Consider the following 7,105-nt stretch of genomic DNA (forward strand, 5'->3'; position numbering starts at 1 on the left):
TTACTGTCTTTCAACTTTTAAATAACAACGGTTTAGTTATTTTCAATCTAATTTATATTTTTTGTGCACAGAACCTACTTTTATTAGCTCTTATTTGGATAATTTGTTATAATTTTTTGCACTGCTTAACAATACAGTATATCATTTAATTAAAATATAAGTTCAAAAAGCTCTACTATAATAAATTAAACAATTTCCATAGGAGGTTATGTTTAACTATGAAATTTTTACGCTACAAGCATGAAGGTTATATATATCCATGCATTCTATTAAATAACACTTTATATAATCTTCGAGATCATATAGATGATATATGCCCCAAAAATATCAATAAACTAGTTGCTATAATAAATGATATAGATTTAGATTTATTACCAGTACTTACAGACAATATACAAAAACAAAATATACAAAACTGTATATACAATCCCGGAAAAATTATTGCTATCGGCATGAATTATTTAGACCATTTAGAAAGAGTAGATTTCCTAGGAGGCCCAAAAGTTAAACCTGAGAATTTTATATTTTTTCAAAAGCCATCAAGTAGTATTACGGGCCCATATGATCCTATATATATTCCTAAAATTGGTGGAAAACTAGACTATGAAAATGAGTTGGCTGTGATTATTGGTAAAACTGCAAAAAATATCCAAGAAAATCATGCTAATGAATATATTTTTGGATATTGTATTGGTAACGATGTATCAGATAGAAGTCTACAATTTCAAAAGCCAGGACAATTCAATATGGGAAAAAGTTGTGACTCTTTCTGCCCTTTAGGCCCATATTTAGTCACTAAAGATGAAATAAACCCATCAGACCTATTTATAAGAACTAAAGTAAATAACCAATTTGTTCAAGATGGCTCTACACAAACAATGATTTTTAATATTCCTTATTTAATATCTAAGTTAAGTGAATATTTCACCTTAGAACCAGGAGATATTATTCTAACAGGTACACCTCAAGGTGTTCAATTAGAAAATGAAATCCTTGGTGAAGAAACTCATTATTTAAAGGAAAATGATAGGCTTGAGCTAGAAATAGAAGGCTTGGGTAAGCAGGAAAACTTGATTTTAAAAGCATAATAAAGTCTTCTAAGAATTACATTCTCTGCTCAATATTAAACTTAGCTTTTAGCGTTTCTAAAACTCTATCAGTACTTTCAGTAATTACTTTATCATCTAAAGTTTGAGCATTATCTTGGAAAAGCATACTAAGTGCTATACTTTTTCTTTCATTTTCTTGGGATTCATAAATATCAAAAATACCAACATCTTTTAGAATATTTATATCTAAAGCTTTTATTGCTTTTGTAATATTACCCGCTAAAACTGATTTATCTACTAAGAATGAAATATCTCTTGATACTGATGGATATTTAGAGACTTTTTCAAAACTTGGTATTTGCTTCTTAGTTAAAACTGCTAAATCAATTTCAAACACTATAGGAGCTTTAGCTTTAATTTGAAAAGTTTTTAATACACTTGGATGAATTGTCCCTATCAAACCAATTTTAGTATCATCAGATAGAATATAAGCAGATTGGCCAGGATGTAGCCATTTTACATCATCACAAACTTCAAAATTAAGGTTTTCAATATCACTACATAATGCTTCAATATCAGCTTTAACATCAAAGAAATCTACTTTTTTAGTATTTGACCAATTTATATTTAATAACTCACCATAAGCTAAACCAGCAATTCTATCAAACTGAACTCTTTGATTATATTCTAATTTAAAGCAAGCGCCCTTTTCAAAGATTCTTATTCTATTTTGCTGACGGGCTGTATTTGCTTTAAAAGAGTTTATCAAACCAGGTATCAAAGATTGTCTCATTACAGATAAGTCTTGTGATATCGGGTTTTGAATAGCTATACCTTTTTGCTCAAAGAAAAACTCGTCATACTTCGGGTCTATAAAGCTATAGTTTATAGCTTCATGATAGCCTCTATCAACTAGGCGATTATTTAAAATATCTAACGACTGTTGCGTCTCAGAGATATTAACTTTAGAAGCTGCATATTTTGGCATAGTTTCAGGAAGTTTTGAATATCCATAAATACGTGCAACTTCTTCGATTAAATCTTCTGGTATTTCCATATCAAAACGATACGATGGAGCTACTACCTCAAGACAGTTACTATCAAAAGTTGTATTAACTTTCATATGTAGAGCTTCTAAAACTTCTGTAACATAATCAATACTTAGATCAGTACCTAGAACACGATTTAGCTTTTCAATAGAAAGAGTAATCTTAACTTGTTTATTTAAACTCTCTAAATCTTCACTACCATGAATAGGAGCTACATCACCACCTGCAAATTCTGTAATTAATTTAATAGCTAGTTTCATAGCATTTTTAGCAAGCTGAGGATCTACACCTCTTTCAAATCTATGTGAAGAATCTGTATGAAGATTATATTTACGTGCTTTACCCGCAATTTTCTCTGGAACAAAGAAAGCACTTTCTAGGAATATATCTTTAGTATCAGTAGTTATAGATGAATCAAGCCCTCCCATAACTCCTGCTATTGCTAAAGCCTTTTTCTCGTCTGCAATTACTAGAGTATCTGAATCAAGCTTAACTTGGGTCTCATCTAAAAGTGTCAGATCCTCATCTTGATTTGCGTAACGAACATTTATACTTCCATCTAACTTAGCAAGATCAAATGCATGCATTGGCTGACCTGTAAGAAGCAATATATAGTTTGTTACATCTACAAAAAATGAAATACTACCAATACCACTTCTTCTTAGTTTCTCAACCATCCACAGAGGAGTTTGGACATCATTATTTACATTTTTAATAATACAGCCATAGTATGATTTACATGCATCAGTAGCTGTGATATTTATTTCTTTAGTATCTTTGATATCTATTTCAGTTTCTGGAGTTTCAAGTTCTTTAAACTGAGCTTTTGTAAGAGCTGAGACTTCTCTAGCAATACCATATACACTTAGACAGTCTGCCCTATTTGGTGTTAAATCAACCTCGATTATATTATCATCCAGTTTTAGATATTCATTGATATCTTCACCCACTGGAGCACCTACTGGTAGATCCATCAAACCATCGGCTTTTTCAGCTAAGCCTAACTCTTCTTCTGAGCACATCATCCCAAAAGACGCTTGCCCACGTAATTTAGATTTTTTAATTTTAAAATCACCAGGTAATACAGCACCTATTTTTGCTACAGGTGCTTTCATACCTTCATAAATATTTTTAGCTCCACAAACAATTGTTAGAGGTTCGCCTTCTGCTACATCAACACTACAAATATTTAACTTATCTGCATCAGGGTGTTTTGTAATACTTTTGATCTGTCCAACTACAACATTTGTTACTTTTTCTGCTACCACAGGTTCTATAGCATCAACTTCTAAACCAGCTAAAGTTAGAGTGTCTGCTAAATTTTGGCTATTTTGAGTATCACTTAAGTATTCATTTAACCAATTATGTGAAAATTTCATTTATAAACCTCAAATAATAATTAAAACTGTTTTAAAAATCTTAGATCGTTTTCAAAGAACATTCTTAGATCATCTATCCCATATCTAAGCATTGATAGTCTTTCTACACCCATACCAAAAGCAAAGCCCTGATATTCTTCTGAATCAACATTTCCAGCTTTTAAAACTTTAGGATGAACCATACCACAGCCTAGTACTTCTAGCCAACCGGTATGCTTACAAACTCTACAACCTTTACCGTCACACATTACACACTCCATATCAGCTTCTGCTGACGGCTCAGTGAATGGGAAGTATGATGGTCTAAAACGCACTTTTAAATCTTTTTCAAAAAATGAATTTAAAAACGCATGTAATAAGCCTTTCAAATCAGCAAAAGATACATCTTTTTCTACAAGTAAACCTTCAACCTGATGAAACATCGGAGTATGAGTAACATCTGAATCACAACGATAAACTCTACCTGGAGCAATTATTCTAATTGGTGGCTCTTGTTTTTCCATAGTTCTAATCTGTACACCAGAAGTATGAGTTCTTAAAACATGAGTCTCATCAATATAAAAAGTATCATGCATAGCACGAGCAGGATGATGAGAAGGAATATTTAATGTCTCAAAATTATAATAATCACTTTCAATCTCTGGGCCAAACTCAATTGCAAAACCATTTTGTTTAAAGAATGACTCTATTCTATTTAGAGTCTTTGTCACAGGGTGTAGAGAACCTTGATTTTGTCCTACACCAGACAAGGTCACATCAATTTTTTCCTTAGATAGCTGCTCATTAAGCTCTAGCTCTTCAAAGTGAGATAGCTTAGAGTTAATTGCTTCTTGTAAAGCTTGTTTAGCTATATTTACTGCCTGACCTAACTTAGGTTTTTCTTCATTAGGAAGCGTCGCTATTAGCTTCATCATCCCTGTTAGTGCACCTTTTTTACCAAGGTATTTTACTCGAATATCATCTAGAGATTTTTTATCTTTGACAAGACTAAGCTCTTCTAAAGCTTTATCTTTCATCTGATCAACTATTTGCATATTTATCCTTTATTTCAAAACTTGAGAGATATTATAGACAAAAAAGGGTTTTATTAAAATGTTGAGACTAACAAACTTTCATGGTTTTAACCAGTTTTTTTACTCAATCCATATTTACTAATTATATAAGCACCTATCACACTAACTATTCCACCTACTATTCCTAAAAAATCCTCTATTTCATTTAAAAAAAGCCAACTGAGAAATATAGATATAATTGGCATAAAATATAATGATGCTATAGCTACAGTGGCTTTTAAATTTCTAAATGCATATCCCCAAAATAGATACCCTAAAGCCCCTGGAAAAACTCCTATATAAATTATAACTAAACTACTTATATAGTTTGCACTACTAACTTCTATATACATATCTTTTGAATATACCAAAAGCATTGCTGTACCAAACCAAATAAAATAAGCTATAGCTTCTATAGGGTGAAATTTTGTTAATATATTTTTTTGGAAAACTGAATATATTGACCCTGAAAAACAAGCAATATAAACAAAACAAACACCTACAAACTCAAAAGAAGTATCATTATTTGATAAGAGAATTATTCCAGCACCAACTAATGCTATACAAAAACCTAGAATACCTACTTTATTGATCTTTTCTTTGAAAAAGATATATGCTAATAAAGCGACAATAATAGGTGCTTGAGCAATAATAAAATTTGCACTAGCGGCTGTAATTCTAGCTTCTCCAGAGTTTAGAAAAACATTGTATGAAAAAAATCCAAAAAATCCTAATATAGCAAATCTCACTAGATCCATAAAAGTAGGGGTAGTTTTATTTTTCTGTCTGATAAAAATTATTAGCATAACTATACTTGCTATGACATATCTAGCTAAAGATAAAGCTCCTGCACTAAAGCCTTCTAACATTAAATAACGTATACCAATAAATGCAGTTGACCACATAGTTATAGTTATTAATAACAAGGCCAAAGCCTTATTAGCAGATAAATACTTATACATAAGAATTATTCTTGAATCATTTTATTTAATTTCTTACCTATTATAAAAGCAAAAATAGAAATAACTATAGCTATTATTGATATCATTGCAAATAAATGCTGATAACTATAATAACTACTAATAGTCATTTGCGTATCAAAGCCTACTTTAGTGTTATATTTCACACCACTACTCACATACCCTGCAATCATAGTACCTAACTTGATACCTATAGCAGATGTGACAAACCAAGTTCCCATTGCAAAGCCCATGATTCTTCTTGGTAAAAGTTTAGCCATTAGTGCTAATCCTAAAGCACTAATAAGTAACTCTGCAGATGCAAAAAATACTGTAATAGATAAAACTTCCCACCAAATACTTATTTTTGCAGTTGGAGCATTAAGTATACAAGCCAAATACATAGTCCCATATGCTAAACCACATAAAAATAAACCAAGCGCAAATTTATGTGGCAGACAAAGGTCTCTATCTTTTAGCTTTGTATATATTAAAGCTAATATTGGTGAAAATATAATAACTCCAAGTGTATCTAATACTCCTGGAATTTGCTGAGGATTTACATCCATTCCCAAGAAATGTAAATTAACATGATGAAGATTAAACAATAAAACTGTAGTGAATTTCTGCTGATATATTATAAAAAATATTACAGCATAGAAAAGTAAAACTATTGCAACCATAATTTTTTTCTTTGCCATTGAATCTTTTTCAATAAAAATCTGTGATGCAAAGATAAAAAAGATAAATATAGCACCAACCCAAAGAATAAGTGTAGATAAATAGCCATGTCTTAATACATAGCTTAAAATAAATATTGTTACTAAAAGTCCTATAATAAAACCACAAATTGTTTTAGCCTCTAATTTTGTACTACCTACTCCATTATCAATATCTTTAATACTCGAATAGCTTAGCAAAGTATTTATAATAGCTATTACAAAACCAAAAGAACATAAAAAGTATGTAAATGTATATCCTAATCTTGCCGATAAAACAGGTATTAGTAATGATGCCGACAACGAACCTAAGTTAATTGACATATAAAATATCGTATATAATGAGTCAATTTTTGAATGATCTGTATATATTCTGGAGATAAGGTTAGTTGGTGCAGGTTTAAATAATGCAGCTCCTAATATAACTAGTGCTACAGCAATATATATAAGCTCCTTAAACGCTACAAATGCCCCTACACCTATCATGGCATAGCCAATTAATAAAAGAACTCCTCCTGTAAACATGGTTCTCTTGATACCTAGTACCTTATCAGCCATATATCCACCAACAGCATTAAAAGCATAACTTAAGGCTGCAAAAGCTCCAAATAATACAACTGCTTGTTTTTCTGTAAAATTAAAACCATGAGAACTCATAAAAAATAGTATTGATGTATAACTAAATCCATAATAGCCAAACCTTTCAAAGTACTCGAAAAAACACAATAAAAAAAAGGGGTTTTGCTTTCTAATATTTAACATTAAAATTTCCGTATAAGATTTATATTAAAATTGATTATATATGATAAGTTAGGTTTTTTAACTAGGTTCTGTGCACAAAAAATATAAATTAGATTGAAAATAGCTAAACCGTTGTTATTTAAAAGTTGAAAGGCAG

The 7,105-nt window shown here is 30.7% G+C and carries 5 protein-coding genes; 1 reads left to right on the forward strand and 4 read right to left on the reverse strand.

Annotation, left to right across the window (positions count from 1 at the left end; all coding sequences use genetic code 11):
• Positions 1 to 218 precede the first annotated feature (218 nt).
• Entirely contained in the window at positions 219 to 1,088 is an 870-nt protein-coding gene (locus tag AB8E56_RS10960) for a fumarylacetoacetate hydrolase family protein (RefSeq protein WP_329481050.1), read from the forward strand.
• A 16-nt stretch (positions 1,089 to 1,104) separates the two neighbouring features.
• On the opposite strand, the gene pheT is transcribed toward AB8E56_RS10960, so the two are convergent.
• The 4 genes from pheT to AB8E56_RS10980 form a co-directional block, all read right to left on the reverse strand.
• Entirely contained in the window at positions 1,105 to 3,477 is a 2,373-nt protein-coding gene (gene pheT / locus AB8E56_RS10965) for a phenylalanine--tRNA ligase subunit beta (protein WP_329481052.1), read from the reverse strand.
• Between the two features lie 20 nt (positions 3,478 to 3,497).
• Positions 3,498 to 4,511 (reverse strand): phenylalanine--tRNA ligase subunit alpha, encoded by a 1,014-nt coding sequence (gene pheS, locus AB8E56_RS10970; RefSeq protein ID WP_329481054.1) that lies wholly within the window; start codon positions 4,509 to 4,511, stop codon positions 3,498 to 3,500.
• Between the two features lie 86 nt (positions 4,512 to 4,597).
• The gene (locus AB8E56_RS10975) at positions 4,598 to 5,491 is read right to left on the reverse strand and encodes a DMT family transporter (RefSeq protein WP_329481056.1); all 894 of its coding nucleotides are present in this window, start codon (positions 5,489 to 5,491) and stop codon (positions 4,598 to 4,600) included.
• 5 nt (positions 5,492 to 5,496) lie between these two features.
• Positions 5,497 to 6,969: an oligopeptide:H+ symporter gene (locus AB8E56_RS10980; RefSeq protein WP_329481058.1), complete on the reverse strand. Its 1,473-nt coding sequence runs from the start codon at positions 6,967 to 6,969 to the stop codon at positions 5,497 to 5,499.
• Between the last annotated feature and the right edge of the window lie 136 nt (positions 6,970 to 7,105).

It is taken from the genome of Francisella sp. 19X1-34 (assembly GCF_041102755.1).
Lineage (GTDB): Bacteria > Pseudomonadota > Gammaproteobacteria > Francisellales > Francisellaceae > Francisella.

Bases quoted from the DNA above. Each gene is read 5' to 3' on its own strand.
- AB8E56_RS10960 (WP_329481050.1), top strand. From the start codon at position 219: ATGAAATTTTTACGCTACAAGCATGAAGGTTATATATATCCATGCATT.
- pheT (WP_329481052.1), bottom strand. From the start codon at position 3,477: ATGAAATTTTCACATAATTGGTTAAATGAATACTTAAGTGATACTCAA.
- pheS (WP_329481054.1), bottom strand. From the start codon at position 4,511: ATGCAAATAGTTGATCAGATGAAAGATAAAGCTTTAGAAGAGCTTAGT.
- AB8E56_RS10975 (WP_329481056.1), bottom strand. From the start codon at position 5,491: ATGTATAAGTATTTATCTGCTAATAAGGCTTTGGCCTTGTTATTAATA.
- AB8E56_RS10980 (WP_329481058.1), bottom strand. From the start codon at position 6,969: ATGTTAAATATTAGAAAGCAAAACCCCTTTTTTTTATTGTGTTTTTTC.